This window comes from Pseudonocardia sp. Ae505_Ps2 (assembly GCF_001932425.1).
In the GTDB taxonomy this organism is placed as follows: domain Bacteria; phylum Actinomycetota; class Actinomycetes; order Mycobacteriales; family Pseudonocardiaceae; genus Pseudonocardia.
This window is the reverse complement of record NZ_MCIP01000001.1, coordinates 4322416-4344664: the sequence shown is the minus strand read 5'-3', so window position 1 is coordinate 4344664 and position 22249 is coordinate 4322416. Positions and strand designations below refer to the sequence as shown.

General features: G+C 76.5%; 4 protein-coding genes. All 4 read right to left on the bottom strand.

Annotated elements, in window-relative coordinates; all coding sequences use genetic code 11:
* Positions 1 to 86: 86 nt before the first annotated feature.
* The 4 genes from Ae505Ps2_RS20515 to Ae505Ps2_RS20500 are packed head-to-tail and all read right to left on the bottom strand — an operon-like array spanning position 87 to position 22232.
* Complete coding sequence (locus Ae505Ps2_RS20515) at positions 87 to 785, bottom strand: formyltransferase family protein (protein ID WP_075306668.1); 699 nt, start codon at positions 783 to 785, stop codon at positions 87 to 89.
* On the bottom strand, positions 782 to 2077 hold the full coding sequence (gene entS / locus Ae505Ps2_RS20510; protein WP_075306669.1) for an enterobactin transporter EntS: 1296 nt from the start codon (positions 2075 to 2077) through the stop codon (positions 782 to 784). Before entS ends, Ae505Ps2_RS20515 begins: the two co-directional genes overlap by 4 nt.
* On the bottom strand, positions 2077 to 14367 hold the full coding sequence (locus Ae505Ps2_RS20505; RefSeq protein WP_075553882.1) for a non-ribosomal peptide synthetase: 12291 nt from the start codon (positions 14365 to 14367) through the stop codon (positions 2077 to 2079). The genes entS and Ae505Ps2_RS20505 overlap by 1 nt, the downstream gene beginning before the upstream one ends.
* The gene (locus tag Ae505Ps2_RS20500) at positions 14364 to 22232 is read right to left on the bottom strand and encodes a non-ribosomal peptide synthetase (RefSeq protein WP_075553881.1); all 7869 of its coding nucleotides are present in this window, start codon (positions 22230 to 22232) and stop codon (positions 14364 to 14366) included. Before Ae505Ps2_RS20500 ends, Ae505Ps2_RS20505 begins: the two co-directional genes overlap by 4 nt.
* Between the last annotated feature and the right edge of the window lie 17 nt (positions 22233 to 22249).

The following is a 22249-nucleotide window of genomic DNA, read 5'->3' as shown; positions in this document are numbered from 1 at the left end:
ATCCTCTCCTGTTCAGTGTTTAGGGCAACCTAAGTCAGGAGCGGACTGCGAACGAGCATCGCCATGTCCCGGATTCATCACGTTCGTCACGTCCCCTCCGCGCCCCAGGCCTGCGCGGCCTCGGGCCAGACGTCGGCGAAGAACCCGAGCTCGGTCGCCCGGTCGTACCGCGGGTGGTCGCGCATGCCGGTGATCGCGCGGGCCTCGGCGAGGCCGTAGTAGCCGGGCACCCCGTCGGGCCGGTACGGGGTCGGCCCGGAGCCGGCGACCACCGCGTCGAGGTGCTCGGTGAAGACCTCGTGCGCGGCGTCGACGAGGTCGATCATCACGTCCTCGAAGACGGCGTCGTCGTCGATCGGGAACCGGGACTCGGCGAGCACCGGCCCGGTGTCGATCCCGGCCTCGATCTCGTGCAGGGTCGCCGCGAACTCCTTCTCGCCGTGCAGGATCGCGTACGCCACCGTCGCGAGCGGCAGCCCCCGGTAACCGGGGAGCGGCCCGCCGTGCACGTTGAGCAGCCGCAACCCCGAGCCGAGCAGGCCCTCGCGCAGCAGGAACGGGTTGTCGAGCGACCACAGGAGCCCGTCGGAACACCGGGCCGTGAGGTCACCGGCCAGCGCGTCGAGCGCGGCGCCGTCGGCGACCTCGTGCACGCCGACCTGGGGCGGGACCCCGTCGGGAGCGGCACTGCGCGGACCGTGGCAGACCGCGTCGACGGTGTGCCCGCGGTCCAGCGCGTACCGGACGGCCCGCCACAGCAGTGCCCCGTCCCCGACGAAGATCATGCGACTCGCTCCTCGACCGACTCCCGGGTGGCGCGGCGCAGCGGGCGCAGCAGGACCCCCGCCAGGAGCGCGACCACCGTCATCACGGCGTTGTAGACCCACAGGGCGTCGGCGTCGCCGACGATCCCCCCGACCGTCCCGGCGACGACGGCGCCGATCGCGGCACCGCCCATCGCCTGGGCGGAGAACAGGCTGTTGACCCGTCCGAGCAGCGCGTCGGGGGTGCGCAGCTGCAGCAGGGCGTAGCGCAGCACCTCCTCGACCGCGTTGACCGCGCCGGCCGCGACGAGCGCCACGAGCGTCAGCCACAGCGCGGGGGCGGCGCCGGCCAGCGCGTAGAGGGCGAAGCACCCGACCATCAGCACGAGCAGCAGCAGTCCGGGCCGTGGGTGGCGCCGGACCCAGCCGCTGGCCAGCGAGCCCACCACGACCCCGAGCGCGAGCGCGGCGTAGATCGCGCCGACGGCGACCGGTAGACCGTCGAAGCGGGCCGCGACCAGCGCCGGGACCAGCACGATCGAGCCGCCACCGAGCATGCCCACCACCCCGGCGGCCATCACCCCGAGCACGACGGGCTCGCCCAGGACGAACCGGCCACCGGTGCGCAACGCGCGCAGCGGTCCCTCCACGGCGTCCGGGGCCGTCCCGTCCGCGAGGTGCTCCTCCGGGGTGTCCGCGGTTCCCGTGACCCGGCCGTGGCCCGGCGGCGGGGTGACGGCGAGCAGCACCCAGGTGAGCGCGGCGGCCGCCGCGCCGGCGGCGTAGTTCCAGGCGGCGGAGCCGACGGCGAAGGCGAGGCCGCCGAGGACCGGGGCCAGCACCGACCCCAGCCGCAGCGACACGGTGTTGAGCGCGCCGACCGCGTGCAGCTTGGAACGGTCCACGATGGACGGCATCACGGCGAGCATCGCGGTGATGCAGACCGATCCGGACAGACCGTTCGTGGCGACGAACAGCGCGGTCAGCGCGGTCGATTCCCACACGGCGGCGTTGACGGCGAGCAGGGCGAACGAGATCCCGCTCAGCGCCCAGGTGCTGCGGATGAGCCGCCAGCGGTCGGTGCGGTCGGCGAGCACCCCGCCGCCGAGGAACCCGAGCAGGAACGCGACCGACTCGACGGCGGACACGAGCCCGACGGTCGGTGTGGACCCGGTGCGGGTGTAGACCTCCAGAGGCACGGTCACCGCGACGACGCCGACCCCGAACAGCAGGATCGTGCGCCCGACGAACAGGTTCCGGAAGGTCCGGTCCTCGCGCAGCGGGCTGAGGTCGAGGAGAATCCCGGCGGCCATCAGATCTCCTCCCGGGTGGTGCGCGCCCAGCTCTCGAGGGTCTCGGTCCAGCGGTGCGCGACCCGGTCGACGGCGTCGTCGTCGAGTACCCCGCGGGCGTGGGTGAAGCTGGCCTCCAGTTCGGGCCCGTCCTGGGTCTCGCGGGCGAGCACGTCGACCACGAGTGCGTGCCCGGACCGGACGTCGCCGGGCGCACCGACCTGGACCGCCGCGGTCTCGGGTGCGGCGGAGAAGGCGTCGTCGCGCGGCGGGGGGCCTGCGGCGATCCGGCCGAGGTAGTTCAGCTCGACCTCGGCACCGGACGGCGGCAGGGCCTGCCCGCTCCCGGCGACGAAGCGGAGCAGGCCGTGGCCCACGCCGCCGTCGCCGAACTCGCGCTGGGCGCCGGCGACCCGCCGGACGGCGTCGACCGGGTCGGGGCCGGCGGGGCCGACCGGGACCGGGGCGACGACGGTGAACCAGCCGACGGTGCGGGCGGGGTCGCACCGGCCGTCGGGGGCCTCCGGGTCGGCCAGGTCGTCGAGGCGCCCGTGACTCTCGGTGTCGACCAGCACGGGCCCGCCGGGACGGAGCTCCTGAAGGGCCTCGCCGAGCGCGGCGAGCAGCACGCCGTCCGGTCCGGCGCCGCTGCGGCGCGGCAGGTCGACGAGCAGCGCCGTGCCGAGCCGGGCCGGGAGCGTGACGCTCGTCCGGCGCTCCCCCGCGACGACGTCGTGCGCGGCGCGGGGGCGGCGCAGCGGCAATGGTGCCGCCTCGGCGACGCGGCGGACCCACCCGTCGCGTTCGGACCGGGCCTCGGGGGACGCGGCGTGCTCGGCGAGCCGCCGCGACCACCGGGCGAAGGTGGTGCGTTCCGGAGGCGCGGGGGTGCCGGTCCCGCCGGGGCCCCAGGCGGCGATGTCGGCGACGAGCAGCCGCCAGGACACGCCGTCGACGGCCAGGTGGTGCGCGGCGACGACGAGGCGCCCGGGCGTCCGGGGTCCGCGGTCGAGCCACACCAGGCGCAGCATCCCGCCGGGAGCGGCGTCGAGCTCGTCGCGGGCGGCGACGGTCGCGGCGGTCACCGCTGCGGCCAGCTCGTCGCCGCCGAGACCGGTCGCGTCGACCCGGCGGGTGTGGGACGCGGGGTCGAGGGTCCCGGCCGGGGCGACGGCGAGGTGCTCCCAGCGGCCGTCGTCGCCGGTCACGAGGGCGGCCCGGAAGGTCGGGTGGGTGTCGAGCAGCCGCCCGGCCAGCCCGGTGAGGTCGTCGGCGGTGAACCAGACCGGGGTCCGCACCAGGGTGGCCTGGTGGTAGCCGGTGATCGGCCCGCCGAGCTCCTCGAGCCGGCGCATGACCGGCGTGAGCTCGATCCGGTCGGCCGACACGGTGTCCGCGGGAGCGGTGTCGGCGGCTGCCGGTGCCCCGCTGTCCGGTCCGGAGCCCGGTACGTGATTCGTCCCGGTGTGGTCGGGGACGTCGCCGAGTGCCGCGGCGAGACCGGACACGGTGGGGTGCGCGAGCACGTCGCGGACCCGCAGGGACAGTCCGGCGGCGCGGGCGCGGTCGGCGATCCCGATCGCGGACAGGCTGTCGCCGCCGAGGCCGAAGAAGTCGTCGTCGACGCCGACCGTGTCCACCGCGAGGACCGCGGCGAGGATCCGGCAGAGGGTCCGTTCGACCGGGGTGCGCGGGGCGCGGCTGCGGGCGGTGGCGAGCGGCGCCGGTTCGGGCAGCGCGGCGGTGTCGAGCTTGCCGTTGACCGTCAGCGGCAGGGCCTCGACGACCGACCACAGCGTGGGCACGAGGTAGTCGGGCAGCAGCCGGGCCGCGGTGTCGCGCACGGCGACGGGGTCGAGCGGGGTGTCCCCGGAGGCGGGGACGAGGTGGGCGGCCAGCCGCTTCGGGCCGGTCGCCGTGCCGTGCGCGACGACGGCGACCTGCCCGACGCCGTCGACGGCGGCCAGCACCGTCTCGATCTCCCCCGGCTCCACCCGGTAGCCACGGATCTTGAGCTGGTCGTCGCTGCGCCCCAGGAAGTCCAGGTTCCCGTCGCCGCGACGCCGCACCAGGTCACCCGTGCGGTACATCCGCTCCCCCGGGGCCCACGGGTCGGCCACGAACCGTTCGGCGGTGAGGTCCGGCCGGCCCAGGTAGCCGCGGGCCAGACCGATCCCGGCGACGTACAGCTCACCGGCGACACCGTCGGGCACCGGCCGCAGCCAGGGGTCGAGGACGACCGCGCGGGTGTTGGTGATGGGCCGCCCGACCGTCGAGGTCGCGCTGTCGGTGGTGCCCGCGCCGAGAGTGTTGATCGTGTACTCGGTCGGGCCGTAGAGGTTGTAACCCCACGTCCCCTCGGTGTCACGCAACCGCGACCACACCGACTCCGGCACCGCCTCACCACCCAGCAACACCAACGGCGGCACGTGGTCACCGTCGAGCAGACCGGCCGCGAACAGGTGATGGGCATAGGTCGGGGTCACGTTCACCACGTCCACCCGATGCTCACCGCAGTACTCCACGAGACGCTCCGCGTCACGACGCAGCTCCTCGTCGCACACATGCACCTCATGCCCCTCCACCAGCCAGAGCAGCTCCTCCCAGGACATGTCGAACGCGAACGACACCGTGTGCGCAATCCGCAACACCCGACCACCCGCCGCCTCGATCGTCGGAGCGAAAATCTCCCGACGATGGTTGACCTGCATGTTCGTCAACCCACGGAACGGAGTCACCACACCCTTCGGCTTCCCCGTCGACCCCGACGTGAAGATCACATACGCGGGATGGTCCAGCCGACCCGGAGTGCCGGGCGCGAACGACCCCAGCTCCTCATCGGTCAGCGGCGTGTCCGGGACACCGTCGAACAGACCCGGCTCGTCCAGACGCACCTGCGGCACACCCGCGTCGAAGCGCACGGCGACGGTGGAATCGGTCACCAACAACGCCGCCCCCGACGCGGTAAGAATCTCCGCGAGCCGCTCGTCGGGATGGTCCAACTCCAACGGCACATAGGCCGCACCCGCACGCAGCACCCCGAACAACGCCACCACGTTGCCGACCGACCGCGGCAGACCCAGCGCCACCACCGACTCCGGGCCCACCCCCCGGCGCAGCAGGACCCGAGCCAGCGCGGTGACCCGGCGGTCCAGCTCGGCGAAGCTCACCCGCTCCCCCGCCCCGACCAGCGCCGTCCGCTCCGGACAGGCCGCCGCCCGCTCCGCGAGCAGCTCGGCGATCGTCACGTCCGGCACCTCCGTCGCGGCGGTGCGAGCCCGGTCGGCGGCGAGCGCGCGGTCGGCGGGGGCGAGCACGTCGAGCATGCCGACCCGGGTGGCCGGGTCCCCGACGAGGCCGCGCAGCACCGTCACGAACCGGTCGGCGACGCGGGCGACGGTGTCGGCGTCGAACAGGTCGGCGGCGTACTCGACGACCCCGGTCAGCAGGTCCGGTGCGTCGTGGAAGTTGAACGACGCGTCGAACTTCGCGGTGCCGGTGTCGACGTGGTGCGTGCTCACCTCGACGCCGTCGAACCTAGGGTGCACGACGTCGGTCTCACCGGACAGGCAGACCAGCATCACCTGGAACAGCGGGCTCCGCCCCGGTGCCCGTGGCGGCCCGACGGCGCCGACGACGTCGGCGAACGGGACGTCGGCGTGGTCGTAGGCGGTCAGGTCCGCGGCCCTGGCCGCGTCGAGCAGCTCACCGACGGTGAGGTCGCCGCGGGCGTCCAGACGCAGCGCGAGGGTGTTGAGGAAGTAGCCGACGGCGTCGGTCAGCGACGGGTCGAACCGGGTGGAGATGGGGGTGCCCACCACGGTGTCCGAGCCGTCGCCGCCGGAGCGGTGCCGGGCCAGCAGCACGGCCAGGGCGGCGTGCAGCACCATGAAGGTGGTGACGCCGCGCTCGCGGGCGACCCGGTGCACCGCGCGGGTGAGCTCGGGGCCGATCTCGACCCGCGCGACGCCACCGGCCCCGGTCGGTGTGGTCGGCCGCGGGCGGTCCGCGGGCAGCGTGCACTCCGGTGGGGCGCCGTCCAGGACGCGGCGCCAGTGGTCGAGCTGGGTCGCGGCCGAGGTGGCGGCGCCGTCGGCCAGGCACGCGGCCTGCCAGTCGACGAAGTCGGCGTACTGCACCGGCGCCGGCTCGGGTGCGCCGCGGCCCGCGCGGCGGTCGGCGTAGGCGCGTTCGAGGTCGCGGACCAGCGGGCGCCACGACCACTCGTCGGTGGCGATGTGGTGCAGGGTCAGGACGAGGACGTGGTCGGCCGGGTCCAGCTCCAGCAGGACCGCCCGCAGCGGCGGCTCCGCGGTGAGGTCGAACGGGTGGGTCGCGGCGGCGGCGATCCGCTCGTCGAGGGTCTCCGGGGTGACCCGCTCGTGCAGCACGGCCGCGCGCACCCGGTCGCGGTCGACGACGACGCCGGCCGGGCCGCCGTTGCCGTCGGTGTAGACGGTGCGCAGCACCTCGTGCCGCACCGCCAGGTCGGCGACGGCGTCGGCGAGAGCGGCGGTGTCGAGCGGGCCGCGTAGGCGGAGCACGTTCGGCACGTCGTACACGGCGTCCGGGCCGGACACCCGGTGCAGGGCCCACATCTGGCGCTGCCCGGCGGACAGCGACCGTGCGCGGCCCGTGCGGGCGGCCGGGCGCAGCGCCGGGCGGCCCGCCGGGCCACCACGCCCGGTCAGCTCGGCGAGCCCGGCGACCGTGGAGTGGTCGAACACGTCACGGACGCTGACGTCGCCGCCGAGCTCGTGGACCAGCCGCAGGGCGAGCAGCGAGTGGCCACCGAGGGCGAAGAAGTCGTCGTCGGCACCGACCCGCTCCACACCCAGCACGGTGCGGAACGCGGCGGCGACCGCCTCCTCCGCCGGTCCCGCGGGGGCGCGGCCCCCGGCCGAGGACAGCTGCGGAGCGGGCAGCGCACGGCGGTCGAGCTTGCCGTTCAGGGTGAGCGGGACGGTGTCGAGCACGGTGACGACGGCGGGGACCATGTAGCCGGGCAGCAGACCGGCGAGCTCCTCGCGCAGCCGGGCACCGTCGGGGCGCGGGGCGGCCGTGCCGGCGGGGGCGACGACGTAGGCGACGAGCTGGGTGCCGCCGGGGCCGTCCCAGGGCAGGACGACCGCGCGGCCGACACCGGGCAGGCCGAGCAGGGCGGCCTCGACCTCGCCGGGCTCCACCCGGAACCCGCGGATCTTGACCTGGTCGTCGGCGCGGCCGGCGAACTCGAGCTCGCCGCCGGGGCCGCGGCGGGCCAGGTCACCGGAGCGGTAGAGACGTCCGCCCCCGGCGTCGGCGACGAACCGGGACGCGGTCAGGCCGGGCCGGGCCAGGTATCCCTGGGCGAGCTGGCCGCCGCGGACGTAGACCTCGCCGACGACGCCGTCGGGCACCGGGCGCAGACGGTGGTCGAGCAGCTCGACGTCGAGACCGTCGAGCGGGACGCCGACCGGGCTGACCCCGGCCTCGGCGTCGGCGCGGCGCAGGGCGCGGAACGTGGTGTGCACGCAGGTCTCGGTGATCCCGTACATGTTGACCAGCCGGGGCGCGTCCTCGGGGTGGCGCGCGTACCAGGGGCGCAGTCGCCGGGTCTCCAGCGCCTCCCCGGCGAACACGACGTAGCGCAGCGCGTCGCCCGCGCCGGCGGGCTCGGCCTCGGCGAGCTGGTCGAACGCCGAGGGGGTCTGGCTCAGCACCGTGACCCGTTCGGTGTGCAGCAGCTCCCAGAACGCCTCCGGGGAGCGGACGGTCTCCTGGTCGGGCACGACGAGGCGGGCGCCGTGGGCGAGCGCGCCCCACATCTCGAACACCGACACGTCGAAGGCGATCGAGTGGAACAGCGACCAGGCGTCGTCGGCGGACAGGTCGTAGTGCCGGTCGGCGGCGGCGACGAGGTCGAGGACCGCGGTGTGCGGCACCTCGACGCCCTTCGGCCGGCCGGTCGAGCCGGAGGTGTAGATGACGTAGGCCGGCTGGGCGGGCGGCACCGCGACGGGTGCGAGCGGCGCCGCGTCCCGGGTGGTGTCCGGGTCGTCCAGCACGACCAGGTCGACGTCGCCGGGCAGGGCCCGGGTGGCGTCGGTGACGACGGCGCAGCGTGGCCGCGCGTCGGACACGATCAGCGCGGTGCGCTCGGCGGGGGCGGTGACGTCGAGCGGCACGTAGGTGGCGCCGGCGCGCAGGACCCCGAGCACCGCGACGACCATCGCGGCGGAACGGGGGACGGCGATCGCGACCCGGTCCCCGGGGCGGACCCCGCGGGCGGCGAGGAGCCCGGCCAGGCGGGCGGCGCGGTCGGCGAGCTCGTCGTAGCGCAGGCGCTCGTCGGCGACGACGGCGGTCGCGCCGCCGCGGGCGGTGGCGACCTCGTCGAACAGTGAGGCGAGGGTGCCGCCGCCCGCGCGGGGCGGGACCGGCAGCGCCCGCGCTCCGCGGTCCCCGCTCGGCAGCGCGGCGAGGCGCCGGTCCGGGTCGGCCACGACGGTGGCCAGCACCGCGCGGAGCCGCTCGACGACGGCGCCGACCTCCTGCTCGGTGAACAGGTCGGTGGCGTACTCGACGGCGCCGTGGATCACCGGCTCGTCGCCGGCGCGCTCGAAGAACTGGAGGGTGGCGTCGAACTTGGCGGTGCCGGTCCCGACCCACCGGGGCTCGACGTCGAGGCCGTCGAGCACCAGGTCACCCGCGTCGTCCTCGACCCGCAGGTACACCATCTCGACCTGGAACAGGGGGTGCCGGGCGGAGGAGCGCTCGGGGTTGACCCGCTCGACGACCTGGTCGAACGGCACCGTCTGGTGGGCCATCGCGTCGAGCGCGGTGTCGCGGGCCCGGCCGAGCAGCTCGGTGAACGACGGGTCGCCGGTGAGGTCCAGGCGCAGCGCGACGGTGTTGACGAAGAAGCCCAGGACGTCGGCGAGCGCGTCGTCGTCGCGTTCGGAGACCGGGGCGCCGACGACGGTGTCCGGGCCGGCGCCGTGCAGGTCGAGCAGGGTCGCGACGGCGGCGTGGAACAGCATGAACATCGAGACCCGGTGCGCCGCGGCGAGGCGCTGGAGGCCGGCAGTGAGCTCGGTGTCGAGGGTGAACCGCACCTCCGCGCCGGCCCCGGTGCGCGTCTCGGGGCGGCCGTGCCGCAGCGGGAGGGTGCACTCGGTGGGCACGCCGTCGAGGACGCGGGCCCAGTGGTCGAGCTCGGTCGCCGCGAGCGAACCGGCGTCGCGGGCGTCGCCAAGGCGTTCGGCCTGCCACGCGGTGAAGTCGGCGTAGCGGACCGGCAGCGGCGCGAACCCGGGGGCGTGTCCGGCGGCGCGGGCTGCGTAGGCGCTGCCGAGGTCACGCACCAGCGCGCGGAACGACCAGTCATCGACGGCGATGTGGTGCACCACGAGCACGACGAGGTGCCGGTCGACGGCGGTGCGCACCACGTGCAGCCGCAGCGGCGACTCGGCGTCGAGCGCGAACGGGGCCCGGACGAGGTCGGCGAGGAGGTCCGACACCTGGTCGTCGCCTGCTCCGGTGCGGTCGTGGACCTCGGTGCGCGGCGCGGTGCCGGGCAGCACGCGCTGGACGAGCCGGCCGTCGACGTCGTGGTAGGTGGTGCGCAGGATGTCGTGCCGGGTCGCGAGGTCCTCGACGGCCGCGCGCAGCGCGGCGACGTCGAGCGGGCCCTCGACCTCCCAGGTGCGTGGGATGAGGTAGGTGGCGGACGGTCCGGCGAGCTGCTCGTGCGCCCACATCCGGACCTGGCCGGGCGAGGCGGGTGCCTCGGTGGTGCCGTCGACGTCCTGGCGGGGCCGGGCGGCGACCTCGGCCAGGGTGGGCCCGGCGTCGCCGGTGGTCCCGGCCTCGCTCGCCGGGGCGGGATCTGCCGGGGCGGGATCTGCCGGGGCGGGATCTGCGCTGCCATCGGCCGCGTCCGCGGAGGCGCCGTCGCCGAGGTGCTCGGCGAGGCGGGCGACGGTGCGGGCCTCGAAGACGTGTCGGGGGCGGATCCGCAGCCCGGCCTTGCGGGCGCGGTTCGCGGTGGTCAGCGCGGAGATGCTGTCGCCGCCGAGGGTGAAGAAGTCCTCGTCGGCGCCGACCGTGTCCACCCCGAGGACCTCGGCGACGATCCGGCAGAGGGTGTGCTCGGTCGGGGTGGCAGGTCCTCGGCTGCGGGCGGTGGCGAGCGGTGCCGGTTCGGGCAGCGCGGCGGTGTCGAGCTTGCCGTTCACGGTCAGCGGCAGGGCGGCGACGACCGACCACAGGGTCGGGACCATGTAGTCGGGCAGGGCGCGGGCGGCGGCGTCGCGGGCGGTCCGCGGGTCGGCCGCCGGGCCGACGAGGTAGGCGGCGAGGCGGCGCTGTCCGGGGACCTCGGTGTGCTCGCGGGCGACGACCGCGACCTGGTCGACGCCGTCGACGGCGGCCAGTACGGTCTCGATCTCCCCCGGCTCAACCCGGTAGCCACGGATCTTGAGCTGGTCGTCGCTGCGCCCCACGAAGTCGAGGTTGCCGTCCGGGCGGCGCCGGACCAGGTCACCGGTCCGGTACATCCGCTCCCCCGGGGTCCACGGGTCGGCCACGAACCGCTCGGCGGTCAGGGCGGGACGGCCGAGGTAGCCGCGGGCCAGGCCGGCGCCGGCGATGTACAGCTCGCCGACCACGCCGTCGGGCACGGGGCGCAGCCAGCCGTCGAGGATGTGGGCGGTGGTGTTGGTGATGGGGGTGCCGACGGTGGACGTCGGGCTGTCGGTGGTGCCCGCGCCGAGGGTGTTGATCGTGTACTCGGTCGGGCCGTAGAGGTTGTAGCCCCACGTGCCCTCGGTGTCGCGCAGCCGCGACCACACACTGTCCGGCACGGCCTCGCCACCGAGCAGCACCAACGGTGGCACGTGGTCACCGTCGAGCAGACCGGCCGCGAACAGGTGATGGGCATAGGTCGGGGTCACGTTCACCACGTCCACCCGATGCTCACCGCAGTACTCCACGAGACGCTCCGCGTCGCGACGCAGCTCCTCGTCGCACACGTGGACCTCGTGGCCCTCCACCAGCCAGAGCAGCTCCTCCCAGGACATGTCGAACGCGAACGACACCGTGTGCGCGATCCGCAGCACCCGACCACCCGCGGCGTCGATCGTCGGGGCGAAGATCTCCCGCCGGTGGTTGACCTGCATGTTCGTCAACCCACGGTAGGGGGTCACGACTCCCTTGGGGCGCCCGGTCGATCCGGACGTGAAGATCACGTAGGCGGGGTGGTCGAGCCGGCCGGGGGTGCCGGGGGCGGAGGTCCCGAGCTCGTCGTCGGTGAGTGGTGCGGTGGCGATCCCGTCGAACAGGCCGGGTTCGTCGAGCCGGACCTGCGGCACGTCGCCGTCGAACCGCTCGGCGACCGAGGTGGTCGTGACCAGCAGCCGCGCCCCGGACTCCGCGAGGATCGCGGCGAGGCGGTCGTCGGGGTGGTCGAGCTCCAGCGGCACGTAGGCGGCTCCGGCGCGCAGCACCGCGAACAGCGCGACGACGTTGCCGACCGAGCGGGGCAGCCCGAGTGCGACGACGGTCTCGGCGGTGGCGCCGCGGGCCCGCAGCACGCGGGCGAGCGCGTTGACCCGCGCGTCCAGCTCGGCGAAGCTCACCCGCTCCCCCGCCGCGACCAGCGCCGTCCGCTCCGGACAGGCCGCCGCCCGCTCAGCGAGCAGCTCGGCGATCGTCACGTCCGGCACGTCGACCGCGCCGGCGGCGGCCCGCGCGGCGCGGGCCTCCTGCTCGACGGGGGTCTGCAGGTCGACCGCGCCGGCCGGTGTGCCGGCGGTGGTGACCGCGCGCAGGGCCTGAACGAAGCGGTCGAGCAGTCGCTGCGCGGCCGCGGTGTCGACGAGGTCGGGGCGGTGCTCGAGCCGGACGACGATCCGCGGTCCGGGGGTGAGCACCCAGGTGAGCGGGAAGTGGGTGTGGTCGGAGTAGTCCATCGCCGTGACGGCGTTGTCGCGGGCGAAGCCGGTGAAGGTGTCGGCGTCGAGGAAGTTCTGGAGCACGTAGAGGCTGTCGAACAGGTCCCCGTCGCGGCCGGCGAGGACGTCGCCGAGGCCGGCGTGGTCGTGCGGCATCAGGCCGGCCCGGTCGTCCTGCAGCCGGCGGGCGTGGTCGAGCAGGTCGCGCCGGGGATCCAGGCCCAGGCGCACCGCGACGGTGTTGAGGAAGACGCCGACGGTGTCCTCCAGGCCGTCGCCGTCGGCCGGGCGGCCGGAGACGGTCGCGCCGAACACGACGTCGGTCCGGCCGGTCTCGGCGCCCAGGACGAGGGCGAGCGCGGTCTGCGCGAGCGCGTTGAGGGTGACGCCGCCCCGACGGGCGGCCGCCTCCAGCCGGCCGGTCAGGGCGGCGGGGAGCTCGGCGTGCAGCACCTCGGGGACGACGAGCTCGCGTCCGCGCACACCGTCGGTGACCAGGGTGGGCTCGACCCCGTCGAGGTAGGTGCGCCAGGCGGCGAGGTCCGCGTCGCGGTCGGCGGCGGCGAGCGCGGCGAGGTGCTCGGCGAACGACCGGCGCGGCCGCTGCGGCACGCCGCCCCGGTACAGGGTGAACAGGTCGTCGAGGACCCGGGAGCGTGACCAGCCGTCCCACAGCAGCAGGTGGTAGGTCAGCACCAGCACGTCGTCGTCGGGGGTCCGGACGACGGTCAGGCGCAGCAGCGGCGGGTCGGTGAGGGAGAACCGGACCTCGGCGTCGCGGGCCAGGGCCGCGGCGAGCGCGGCCTCCGGGTCCTCGTCGGCACGCAGGTCGACCTCGGTGACCTCCACCGGGTGCTCGGCGCACCAGAACTGCACGGGCCCGGCGGCGGTGTCCCCGGTGAAGCCGGCACGGACCGCGGGGTGCACAGCGCCGAGCCGGGCCGCGGCGGCCCGCATCCGGTCCAGGTCGATCCGGTCGGCGATCCGGAAGGTGTTCTGCGCGTAGTAGACGTCGCGCTCGGCGTCCATGACGCTCTGCACGTACATGCCGGCCTGCAGTGGGGACAGCGGCAGCACCGCCCGTACCGGGGCGGGTGCCGACGCGGCCAGCGCGGCGAACTCCGCCGGGTCCGGTGCCACGGCGGTGGCGACCAGCTCGTGCGCGGCCCCGGCGAGCGCGGCGGCGACGGCCTCGGCCACCCGGCCGGCGTCCTCGCCGATCCCGCCGCGGACGACCACGGTCGTGGCGTCGACGTGCTCCACCAGGTCGACGACGAGCCCCACCTGTCCGAGCTCGTCGGGGAGTGCGGTGTCCCCGTGGACCCGCACGGCGTCGGCCCAGTCGATCGGCAGGACCGCGTCGGGCTCGGGGTGGCGCCGCAGCAGCACCGTGGCCCCGTCCAGCGGGGCCAGCTCCCGGGCGCCGCGGGCGTCGAGGAAGCGGTGGTGGTCGAACCCGGGGTGTGGTCCGTCCGGTGCGCGGGTCACCCCGGCCGGGGTCACGCGCACCGGCTCGGTGCCGGCGAGCGGGACGACGGCGCGGTCGAGGTCGGCGCCCAGGTCGGGCCGGGTGCCGTCCTGGACGTCGACGACGAGCTCGTCGGCGGCGTGCCCGGCCTCCCGCAGGGCGGCGGCCAGCGCGGCGACCGCGACGTCGACGACGGCGGCGCCGTCCGCGGCGGGACTGCCCGGACGGGCCGTGGCGACCGCGCGGCCGGGGGCGCCCCCGGCGGACGGGGCGGCGCCCGGGGCGAGGATCCCGGTCCAGGAGCGGACGACCTCGGCCGACGGTGCGGGCCGGGCCGCGAGGGCCTCGGCGCAGTCGTCGGGCCCGGTGCCGGTCGGGGGTCGAGAGCCCGCCGGGTCGGAGTAGGCGGCGGCCAGGTCCTCGGCCAGAAGCACGACGCCCCGGTCGTCCGCGGCGACCTCGTGGACCACGAGCAGGACCGCGTCGCCGCTGCCCTGTGTGCCTTCCGCTGCACTGCCGCGCAGCAGCGCGATGCGGGTGAGGTCACCGGCGAACGGGTCCAGCTCCTCCGCCAGGGCGCCGAGCGCCGCACCCGGGTCGTCGGCCGGGGCCGCGGCGAGCCCAGCCGCACGCGTGCCGCCGGTCTCCAGGACCCACACCGAGGGCGCCAGCTCCTCGACCCGCGCGGTGAGCCACGGGTGGCGGTCCCGCACCTGCTCCCAGGCCGCACGGAGCCGGTCGGGGTCGACGGCGCCGCGGTGGCGCAGCAGCAGACCGCGGACCCGACCGGGCCCACCCTCGGGCGACTCCTCGGCCAGGCGGGCCACCGACGGCAGCAGCGCCAGCTCCCGCGGCTCGGCACCGCCGGCGTCGGCGTGGGTGTGTGCGGTCTCGGGCGGGCGGGTCATGCCGATCCTCCGGACGTGCCCGCGGCTGCGGGGTCGTTCACGATGTCGATCAGTGCTTCGGCCCAGTGCCGGGCCAGGAGGTCCAGGTCGTCGGCGTCCAGCACGGCGCCCGGGGCGGTGAGTGCGACGTGCAGCTGCGGGCCACGGGGCCCGCGGCACACCATCGCCTCGATCTCGCAGGTGTGCGGCACCTCCAGGTCGGGGTCCTGCTCGGTGCGCGCGGCGACGCGCCGCGGGTCGTCCGGCCCCACGACCGCGGACACGCCGTCCATCCGGCCGAGGTAGTTGACCAGGACCGGCGGGGTGCCGAGCGCGGCCAGGCGGGGGCCGGTCTGCGGGTGCAGGTAGCGCAGCAGCCCGAACCCGATCCCGGTCGCGGCCGGGCCACCGAGCCGGTCGCGGACGTCCTGCAACAGGGCCGCGGCCCCCTCCCGGCGGACCAGGTGCACCGGGAACAGCGCGGTGAACCAGCCGACGGTCCGCGACAGGTCGACGCCCGGTGCCAGCTCCTCACGCCCGTGCCGCTCCAGGTCGACGACGAGGTCGTCGCGGCCCTGCGGGGACCAGCGGTGCCACGCCTCGACCGTCGCCGCGAGGCTCAGCTCGGTGCCGTCCCAGTGGGACCGCAGCAGGCGGTCCGTCACGTCGGCGGGGAGCACCCGGGTTGCCGTCCGGGTCGCGCTGCGGGTCGCCCGCCGGGTGTCGGTGCCGGTGCCGGCGTCGGGAACGACCGGGGTGGCCGCGGCGAGCACCTGCTGCCAGTGCCGGTACTCGGCCAGCGTCGCGCGGTCGGCCGCACGCTCGCCGAGCAGCCGGCCGTACTCGGCGAGCGAGGTGACCGGCGGGGCGAGCCGCACCGGGCGGCCCGCGGCGGCGGCCGTCCACGCCTCGTCGAGGTCGTCGAGCAGGATGTGCCAGGACACCCCGTCGACGGCCACGTGGTGCGCGACCAGCAGGAGCAGGTCCGGCTCGTCGCCGGCGACGGTGAACAGCACGGCCTGCAGCACCGACCCGGCCTCCGGGTCCAGCCGGGCGGTCGCGGCGGCCGACTCCTCGGCCAGCACCCGTCGCCCGTCCGGGCCGTGCGGGTCGGGCAGCGCCACCTCGTGCACGCACCCGTCCACCGCGACCTCGGCGGCGGGGCGCACGTGCATCTCCCGCAGTCCCTCGGTGACCCGCAGCCGCAGCGCCTCGTGGGTGGCGACGAGTGCGGCCACCGCGGTCCGCAGCGCCGCGACCGACCGGCCCGGGCCGACCTCGACCAGCACGGACTGGTTGTGCCTGCGGTGCGACCCGGACAGCTCGGCGAGCCGCTGCACGATCGGGAACGGCGGCACCTCGGCGGCGCCGTCGGTCGCCCGGGTGTCCCCCGCCGGGCGGGCCACCGCGGCCAGGGCGGCCGGTGTCCGCTCGCGGAACACGTCCTGCGGACCGAGCACCAGCCCGGACCGGCGGATCCGGTTCACCAGCCGGATGGCCAGGATGCTGTCCCCGCCGACGGCGAAGAAGTCGTCGTCCGGGCCCGCCGCCGTCCCCAGGACGGCGGCGAACGCCTCCAGGACGGCGGCCTCCTCCGGTCCGGCGGCGGCCCGGGCGCCGGGGGCCGGCGCGACGTCGCCGGGGGCGGGCAGCGCCGCACGGTCGAGCTTGCCGTTGACCGTCAGCGGCAGCCGGTCGAGCACGACCAGCGCGGAGGGGACCATGTACGCGGGGAGCCGTTCGGCCAGCCGCGACCGCAGCGCGACCGGGTCGGGCCGCGCCCCCGGGCCGGGGACGACGTAGCCGGCGAGGCTGCGGTGCGGGGTTCCGTCGGACTCGACGGTACGGACGGTGACCACCGCCGTGACGACCCCGGGCAGCTCGCGCAGGGCGGCCTCGACCTCGCCGAGCTCGATCCGGTAGCCGCGGATCTTGACCTGCTCGTCGGCCCGGCCGGTGAACTCCAGCGCGCCGTCGGGGCGCCGTCGGGCCAGGTCACCGGACCGGTACAGCCGGGTGCCCGGGGGGCCGTCGGGGTCGGCGACGAAGCGGGTCGCGGTCAGCCCTGGCAGGCCGGCGTAGCCCTGCGCGAGCTGCGGACCGGCGACGTAGATCTCGGCGACGGTGCCGGGCGGGGCCGGGCGCAGCCGGTGGTCCAGCAGCCGCACCTCCAGGCCGGCGAGCGGCTCACCGACCGGGCTGACCGGACGGTCGCAGTCCGCCGGCCCGATCTCCCGGTAGGTGGTGTGCACGCAGGTCTCGGTGATGCCGTAGAGGTTCGCGAGCACCGGGCTCCCGGCCGGGTGGCGGTCGAACCAGCCGCGCAGCAGGCGCGGATCGAGCGCCTCCCCGCCGAAGACGACGTAGCGCAGGCTCCGCGCCGGCGGGCGGGCGCCGCCCCGCGCCGGGGGCTCGGCCGCGGCGAACGGGTGGAACGCCGACGGCGTCAGGCTCAGCACCGACACCTCCTGCTCGGCGACGAGACTCCACAGGTGCTCGGGCGAGCGTGCGGTCGCGGGGTCGACGACCACGACGGTGCCGCCGGTGGCCAGCGCACCCCACAGCTCGAAGACGGAGAAGTCGAACGCCACCGAGTGGAACAGCGTCCAGGTGTCGTCCGGGCCGACCGTCATCTCCCCCTGCGGCCCGACGGTCGCGGCCAGCATGGCCAGGACCGCCGTGTGGGAGACCTCCACGCCCTTGGGGCGGCCGGTGGAGCCGGAGGTGTAGATGACGTAGGCCGGGGTCGACGGGTCGACCGCGACGGGCCGGTCGAGCCGCCCGGCACCGGCGGTCTCGGACGTGTCGGCGGTGTCGACGCGGAGCACCTCGACACCCGCGTCGGTGACCGTGGACGGCGAGTCCGCTCCGGCGAGGACCAGGCGTGGCCGGGCGTCGTCGAGGATCGTCGTGGTCCGCGCCGAGGAGGCGTCGACGTCGAGCGGGACGTAGGTCGCCCCGGCCCGCAGCACGGCCAGCACCGACACGACCATGTCCGCGCCGCGCGGCAGCCCCACCGCGACGCGGTCGCCGGGTCCGGTCCCCCGGGCGACGAGCGCCCCGGCGAGCCGGGCCACCCGCTCCTCCAGCGCGGCGTAGTCGATCCGGTCCTCGCCCGCGACCAGTGCGGTCGCCGTCGGGTGCCGTTCCGCGGTCGCGGCGGGCAGCTCGCCGAGGGTCGCGGCCGGGCCGAGGGCCGCGGCCGGGGGCCGGGCGACGGCGGGGGCGCCGAACCCGCGCAGCGCGGACAGCGGCACGTCGGGCGTGTCGACGAAGCGGCGCAGCACGGCCACCAGCCGGTCCAGCGCCGCCTGCACGGTGGCCGGGTCGTAGAGGTCGAGGGCGTACTCGACGACGACCCGCATCCGGCGGTCGTCGTCGGCGGCGGTCTCGAAGAAGGCGAACGTCAGGTCGAACTTGGCGGTCCCCGTCCCGACCCACCGGGTCGCGGTGTCCGCGCCGGCCAGCTCCAACTCGCTGACCGCGGTGTCGGTGCGCAGGTACACCAGCTCGACCTGGAACAGCGGGTGGCGTCCGGACCGCTCCGGTGCCAGACGCTCGACGACCTGGGGGAACGCGACGTCCGAGCGGCTCATCGCGGCCAGGTCAGCGGTGCGGACCCGCTCCAGCACCTCGGCCGGGGTCGGGTCGCCGTCCAGGTCGACCCGCAGGGCCAGGGTGCTGAGCAGGAACCCGACGACGTCCTCGGTGCCGGCGTCGCGACGCCCGGACACCGGGCTGCCGATCACCACCGCGTTCCCGGCTCCGTCACCCGGGCCGCGGTCGGCGTCGACCGAGGCATCCAGCAGCACCGCGAGCGCGGCGTGCAGCAGCATGAACATGCTGACCCGGTGCCGGTCGGCGGCCGCGCCCAGCGCCGCGACGAGGTCCGGATCCAGCTCGCCGACCAGTTCCGCCCCGCGCCCCGAGGGGCGCTCCGGCCGCGGACGGTCGCCGGGCAACGTGGTCTCGGCGGGGGCACCGGCGAGCGTCCGCTCCCAGAGGTCGAGCTGCTCGCGGGCGAGCGGGGAGGGCTCCGTCGGGCTCCCGACGGTGTCCGCCTGCCAGGCCGCGACGTCGGAGTAGCGCAGCTCAGGCTCGGTGAACCCCGGGTCGCGCCCGGCCGCCCGCGCCGCATAGGCCGTCCCCAGGTCGGCGAGCAGGGTGCGGTAGGACCACTCGTCGACGGCGATGTGGTGGCACACCACGGTGAGCAGGTGCCGGTCGTCGTCGACGCGGACGACGTCGGCCCGGATCGGGGCCTCCCGCTCCAGGTCGAAGCGGTGGCGCACCAGACGGGTCAGGAGCTCGTCGGGGTCGCGGCCGGCCAGGTCGCACCAGCCGACCGGCGCCCGGAGTGCACCGGGGGGATGGACGACCGCCTGCACGTCGGTGCCGCCCCCGGCGTCGTTCCCGGCGTCGTTCCCGGCTTCACCGGCGGTGCCGCCGTCGCGGTAGGTGGTCCGCAGGATCTCGTGCCGGGCGACGACGTCGGCCAGCGCGGCGCGCAGTGCCCCGACGTCGAACGGGCCGGTGACCGTCCAGGCCCGGGGCACGTTGTAGGTCGCGGCCGGCCCCTCCAGCCGGTACAGCGTCCACATCTGACGCTGCGCGGGCGCGACCGCGGTGGGTGCGCCGTCCGGGCGGCGCGCGGGCGCCCCCACGGCCGTGACCGCGGCGGCGGTCCCGGTCGACGTCGCGCGGTCCACCACGACCCGCAGCCGCGCCACCGTGGGCGCGGCGAACACCTCGGGCACGGCGAGGTCGGCGCCGCAGCGCTCCCGGATCCGGTTGACCAGACGCAGCGCGGACAGCGAGTGGCCGCCGCGGGCGAAGAAGTCGTCGTCGACGCCGACAGCGCCGTCGTCGAGCCCGAGCACCTCGGCGAACAGGCCGCACAGCTCGCGCTCCCGGTCGTCGCGGGGTGCCCGCCCGGCGGTGACCACCGGTGCGGGCAGGGCCCGCCGGTCGAGCTTCCCGCCGGGGGTGTGCGGCAGCTCGGGCAGCGCGACGAGCACCGACGGCAGGAACGCCGCCGGCAGCCGCTGCGCCAGCAGCGCCCGGAGCGCGTCGGTGTCCGAGTCCGTGTCCGGGTCGGTGTCCCCGTCCGCGGCGGGCACCAGGTACCCGACCAGCGCGGGACCGTCCGGTGTGGACCGTGCGACGACCGCGGCGTCGGCGACGCCGGGCAGCTCGCGGATCGCGGCCTCGACCTCACCCGGCTCGACCCGCACCCCGCGCACGGTGACCTGGTCGTCGATCCGGCCGAGGAGCCGGAACCGGCCGTCGGGCAGCCGCACCGCCAGGTCACCGGTGCGGTACAGCCGCGCACCGGACCCGTGGGGGTCGGCGACGAACCGTGCCGCGGTCTCCCCCGGGCGCCCGGCATAGCCGCGCGCCAGCTGGATCCCGCCGACGTAGACCTCACCGGCGACACCGTCGGGCACCGGCCCGAGGAACCGGTCCAGCAGCCGGACGGTCGTGGCCGGGACGGGTCGTCCCGCGGTGACCCGCCCGTCGTCGTCGGCGGGGTCGACGGGGCCGGCCAGGACGTCGCCGGCGACCTCGGAGGAGCCGTAGGAGTTGACGATCTCGGCGCCGGGGGCCCAGCGGCGGGCCGCGGCCACGACCTGCGCGGTCAGCGGCTCACCGGAACAGACCAGCCTGGTCAGCAGCTCCGGGCCGGGCGCACCGGTCGCCGCCAGGGCCGCCACCAGGGACGGCACCGCGGGGAGCTGGGCCGTGCCGGACCCGGCGACGTGCTCGGCGAGTGCCGCGGGGTCCCCCGCGGTGGCGTCGTCGGCCGGTATGACGCGAGCGCCGCCGGCGACCGCGGCGAGGAGCTCGGTGAGCCCGTCGATGAACGACACCGAGCTCTTCACGAGCCGGGTGTCGCCCGGCCGCACCGGCCACTCCGCGGCGGCCCAGCCGAGGCGGTGGGCCAGCGCCCCGTGGGTGCCGAGCACGCCCTTCGGCCTCCCGGTCGACCCGGAGGTGTGGATCAGGTAGGCGGCCGCTGCGGGGTCGGGCTCGGGGAACGGCGCGACCGGAGCGGCGGCGCCGTGCAGCGACGGCGGACCGAGGACGACGGCCCCGTCCGGGAGCTCGACCGGCGGGGCGTCGCCGGTCACCACGACGGCCGGAGCGGCGTCGTCGAGGACCAGGCGCAGGCGCGGCGCCGGGTAGGTCGGGTCGAGCGGGACGAGCAGGCCACCGGCCCGCAGCACGGCGAGCAACGCGACGATGAGCTCCGCCGAGCGGGGCAGCAGCACCGCCACCGGGGTCTCGGCCGCGACGCCGGCCGTGCGGAGCCGGTCGGCGAACGCGTCGACCGCGGCGTCCAGGCCCGCGTAGTCCAGGTCCCCGCCGTCGTGGACGAGTGCGGGGGCGCCGGGCGCCGCGTCCGCGCGGCGGCGCAGCAGCTCGGCGGGGGAACCGCCGGGCACCGAAGTCGGTACCGGGGTCGGCACCGTGCCGGGGGCTGCCGCCGGGCCGGCCAGGAGCGTCGTGATCGGCGTGGCCGGGCGGGCGGTGGAGAGCACCCGCTCGATGCGGTCGAGCACCGCCGCGACGACCGCGTCGTCCAGACGCGCGACCGTGTGCACGGCCTCGACCCGCAGGGCGTCGTCGTCGGCGAAGAACTCGAGCACGAGCGGCTGCGCGGCGGCGCCCGGGTCGGTGCGGGTCACCGTCGTGCCGGCACCGGGCAGGTGCGGCCCCGTCCCGCCCCGTGGGACGAGGTCGACGGTGACGTCGGCCAGGTCGGCCGGACCGCCGCCCGAGCGGGATCCGAGGGCGGCGACCAGCGCGTCGTAGGGCACGGCGTGTCGGCGCGCCCACCCGGCGTCGGCGGCGACCCGGGCGACGAGGTCGGAGACCGTGTCCCCGACGTGCACCGTCGTGGGCACGACGACGAGGTCGGCGAGGTTCCCCACCACCTCGTCCGCGCGCTCGGCGTCCCGCTCGGAGACCACGGTCCCGATGCGGGTCCGCGGGTCGGGCCCGATCGGGGCGAGCGCGGCGGCCGTCGCGGCGAGCAGCACGGTGTAGGGGGTCACGCCGAGCTCGCGGGCGAGCCGGCGGGCCCCCGCGGCGGCCTCGGCGGACAGGTCGCGATCGGTGCGGCGGGCCGCCTCGGCCGGCGCGCCCGGGTCGGCGGGCGGCTGGTGGACGAACGGCCCCGGCACCTCCTCGGCCAGCGCCTCGCGCCACGGGGTGAGGTCCGGGGCGTCCGACGCACTGTCGGGGGCGAACCGGCCGGGGCCCGGTGCGGGCGGCCCGTCGAGCGGTGTCCCGGCGCGGGCGGCGGCGTAGGACCGCTCCAGGTCCCGGGCGACGACGGCGAACGTCGGTCCGTCCCAGGCGACGTGATGGGTCGTGAGCAGGACGGTGATCCGGGAGGCGGACTCGCGGAGCAGGTCGAGGCGCAGCGGCGGCTCGACGGCCAGGTCGAACGGCCGCCGGACCCGCTCGCGCGCGATCTCCTCGACGCGGGCGGCGCGGGCGTCGTCGTCGAGCCGGGTGAGGTCGGTGACGACGACGGGTTCCTCCGGCGCCGGGTGCACCCGCTGCGTCGGCGCCGTCTCGTCCCCGGTCCCGCCGTGGAAGGTGGAGCGCAGCACCGGGTGCCGTGCCACCAGGTGACGCAGCGCCGCCACCAGCGCCGGCTCCGACACCTCGCCCTCAATGGTGAGCCGCACACCGAGGTTGTCCGCCACGCCGTCCGGGTGGACCTGCTGACGTAGCCAGGCACGTCGCTGGCCGGGGGTGAGGCCGAACTCGGTCCGGCCGTCGTCGGCGGCGGGCTCGTCGCGGTCGCGCTGCAGGCCGGCCTCGGCCAGGCGACGGGCGATGAGCTCGCGTCGACGGTCGTCGAGTGTGGTCATGAGATGCGGTCCTCCGG

What these genes read in the sequence shown, in the direction of transcription:
- Ae505Ps2_RS20500 (WP_075553881.1), bottom strand. Translation starts at nt 22,232, where the DNA reads ATGACCACACTCGACGACCGTCGACGCGAGCTCATCGCCCGTCGCCTG.
- Ae505Ps2_RS20505 (WP_075553882.1), bottom strand. Translation starts at nt 14,367, where the DNA reads ATGACCCGCCCGCCCGAGACCGCACACACCCACGCCGACGCCGGCGGT.
- Ae505Ps2_RS20515 (WP_075306668.1), bottom strand. Translation starts at nt 785, where the DNA reads ATGATCTTCGTCGGGGACGGGGCACTGCTGTGGCGGGCCGTCCGGTAC.
- entS (WP_075306669.1), bottom strand. Translation starts at nt 2,077, where the DNA reads ATGGCCGCCGGGATTCTCCTCGACCTCAGCCCGCTGCGCGAGGACCGG.